The sequence below is a fragment of the Streptomyces sp. Ru72 genome (assembly GCF_002920635.1).
Classification (GTDB): domain Bacteria; phylum Actinomycetota; class Actinomycetes; order Streptomycetales; family Streptomycetaceae; genus Streptomyces.
In genome coordinates this window covers 1-2767 of the sequence record NZ_PQSR01000218.1, presented here as the reverse complement: position 1 = coordinate 2767, position 2767 = coordinate 1, and the positions used below count along the sequence as shown (strand labels likewise).

The window sequence follows — 2767 nt, the reverse complement described above, 5'->3', positions numbered from 1 at the left end:
AACGAGTTCGACAAGGGCCGCGTCCAGCAGCACAAGGTGGTCCTGGAGGCCGCCAAGGCCGCCGGCGTCGCCCTCCTCGCCTACACCAGCGCGCCCGGCAGCCTGACGGCCTCCCTCGCCGACGACCACCGGGCCACCGAGGAGGCGATCCTGGCCTCGGGCGTGCCGTATGTGCTGCTGCGCAACGGCTGGTACCACGAGAACTACACCGAGAACCTCGCCCCCGTCCTCGAGCACGGCGCCGTCGTCCAGGCCGCCGGCGAGGGCCGCGTCTCCTCCGCCTCCCGCGCCGACTACGCCGCCGCCGCGGTCGCCGTGCTGACCGGCGAGGGCCACGAGAACAAGGTGTACGAGCTGGGTGGCGACGAGGCGTGGGGCTTCGCCGAGTACGCCGCCGAGCTGAGCAGGCAGACCGGCCGGGAGATCACGTACAACGCCGTCCCCGTCGAGGCGTACGAGGGGATCCTGACGGGCGCCGGGCTGCCCGGGCCGCTTGCCGCGGTCTTCGCCGGCGTGGACGCGTCCATCGAGAAGGGCGAACTGGAGGTCACCACCGGCGACCTCTCCCGTCTGGCCGGCCGCCCGACCACCCCGCTCGCCGAGGCGATCACCGCCGCGCTCAAGGGCTGAACTCCCCCTTCGGGCCGGCTGAACTCCCCCTTCGGGCTCTTGAGCTTCCGACCCCCGCCTGTCATGACCGTATGCCGATACAGGCATGACAGGCGGGGGTCCTGGCGCTACCTTCGTGGAGGCTGCACCGGGCAGCCGCGAGCGTGAGGGAGGGGCCGTGGCCGGGGAGCCGAAGGGTGAGCGACGGACAGGTCTGCTGAACGGCTTCGCCGCGTACGGGATGTGGGGGCTCGTCCCGCTGTTCTGGCCCTTGCTGAAGCCCGCCGGGGCGATGGAGATCCTCGCCCACCGGATGGTGTGGTCCCTGGTCCTGGTCGCCCTCGCACTGCTGGTGATACGGCGCTGGGCCTGGGCGGGCGAACTGCTCCGGCAGCCGCGCCGGCTCGCGCTCGTCACGGTCGCCGCGGCCGTCATCACCGTCAACTGGGGCGTCTACATCTGGGCCGTGAACAGCGGCCACGTGGTGGAGGCCTCGCTCGGCTACTTCATCAACCCGCTCGTCACCATCGCCATGGGCGTGCTGCTCCTGAAGGAGCGGCTGCGGCCGGTGCAGTGGGCGGCGGTCGGGGTCGGCTTCGCCGCCGTGCTCGTCCTGACGATCGGCTACGGCCGTCCGCCGTGGATCTCCCTGTGCCTCGCGTTCTCCTTCGCCACCTACGGGCTGGTGAAGAAGAAGGTCAGCCTCGGCGGCATCGAGTCGCTGGCCGCGGAGACCGCCGTGCAGTTCGTGCCGGCGCTGGCGTACCTGCTGTGGCTGTCGGCGCACGGCGGGTCGACGTTCACGTCCCACGGGGCGGGGCACGCGGCGCTGCTCGCGGTCACCGGGGTGGTCACCGCGCTGCCGCTCGTCTGCTTCGGCGCCGCGGCGATACGGGTCCCCCTGTCGACGCTGGGGCTGCTGCAGTACCTGGCGCCCGTCTTCCAGTTCCTGCTGGGCATCCTCTACTTCCACGAGGCGATGCCGCCCGAGCGCTGGGCGGGCTTCGCGCTGGTCTGGCTGGCGCTGTCGCTGCTGACGGCGGACGCGTTGCGCACCGCGAGGCAGGCCGCGCGGACGCTCGGCGGGGCGATCCCGGGTGCGCGCGCCGCCACCGCGGCGGTGAGCGGGGCCGTGGACGCGGACCCGGTGGACGCCACGCCGTAGCCGCCGCAGCGCCTACTGGTCGGCAGGCCGCTCGCCGGACGCCTCGCGGGCGCGCTCGGCCAGGCGGCCCATGCGGCTGCGGGCCTTCTCGAGCTGGTCGAGGTCGTCGGCGGCGGGGCCGTCCTGGGCCGCGAGTTCGCTCCATACGGCGATGAGGTCGCGGCCGAGGTCCAGCCCCTGGACCGGTTCGCGTACGGCACGCCAGGCGGCGGCCGCGCTCTGCACGTTGCCGTAGGCCCCGCGCGGGTCGCCGAGGCGGTGACGGATGCGGGCCAGGTCCAGCGACAGCCGGAAGGAGCGCAGGGGCTCTGTCGCCAGGTAGGCGATGTAGGCGGTGAGTTCGCGCAGGTGCAGAACGTCGGGGTGCTCCTCGCCGAGGGTCGCGGCCGATTCGGCGACGGCCTGCTCGGCCAGCCCGGACGCCTCCTCCAGACGGCCCTGCTTCACGGCCGCGCTGATCCGGGCCATGGGCTCGGCGACGGCCCCGTCCGCGCCGCCGGCGGGCGCATCCCCGAGCACGGCTTCCGCCACGGAGTCGAACTCCCGCACGGGCGGCTCCTTGACCGCGTCGTCCAGGTCGGCGGGGAAGGGGACGCTCTCGGGGACGGAGCGGGCGTCGGGGGCGGAGCGGGCGTCGGGGGCGGGGTCCGCTTCCGGTGACGGGGGGAGCGGGGACTTCGGGGGTCCGAGCGGAGGAGAAGGCGGGCGTGGGCCGGGCGGTGGGCTCCGGGGCCGTGGGAGCCGTGGTGGTGGCGGCAGTGGCCGACGGTGCCGTCGGCATGACCGGCGGTGGGCCGAACGTTCCTATAGGCGGCGAGACGGTGCCGGGGGCCGGTGGTGCGGGCGGCGGCGGGGTGCCGCCGTGGTTCGGCGCACCGGGCAGGGCCTGGGCCGGCCCGGACGTCGCGCTGATGAAGGCGACCTGCTCGGGCACGGCCTGCAGAGCGAACGGGGCGACGGTACGGCCGGGGGGCGTGGGGCCGGACGCGGCGG

General features: G+C 74.5%; 3 protein-coding genes and 1 pseudogene. 3 read left to right on the top strand and 1 reads right to left on the bottom strand.

Features of this window, described 5'->3' with window-relative positions:
• Both C3488_RS39480 and rarD read left to right on the top strand, forming a co-directional pair.
• On the top strand, positions 1 to 630 hold a 630-nt coding region (locus C3488_RS39480), incomplete at its 5' end, for an NmrA family NAD(P)-binding protein (RefSeq protein ID WP_103845615.1).
• Between the two features lie 157 nt (positions 631 to 787).
• The gene (gene rarD, locus C3488_RS39475) at positions 788 to 1774 is read left to right on the top strand and encodes an EamA family transporter RarD (RefSeq protein WP_103845614.1); all 987 of its coding nucleotides are present in this window, start codon (positions 788 to 790) and stop codon (positions 1772 to 1774) included.
• 12 nt (positions 1775 to 1786) lie between these two features.
• Here the strand turns inward: rarD and C3488_RS39470 are convergent, their stop codons facing one another.
• Positions 1787 to 2323, bottom strand: a complete 537-nt coding sequence (locus C3488_RS39470) for a hypothetical protein (RefSeq protein ID WP_181139387.1) — start codon at positions 2321 to 2323, stop codon at positions 1787 to 1789.
• Positions 2324 to 2481: 158 nt separating this feature from the next.
• On the opposite strand from C3488_RS39470, the pseudogene C3488_RS41205 reads away from it, so the two are divergent.
• A pseudogene (locus C3488_RS41205) lies at positions 2482 to 2767 on the top strand (hypothetical protein); the annotation flags it as partial.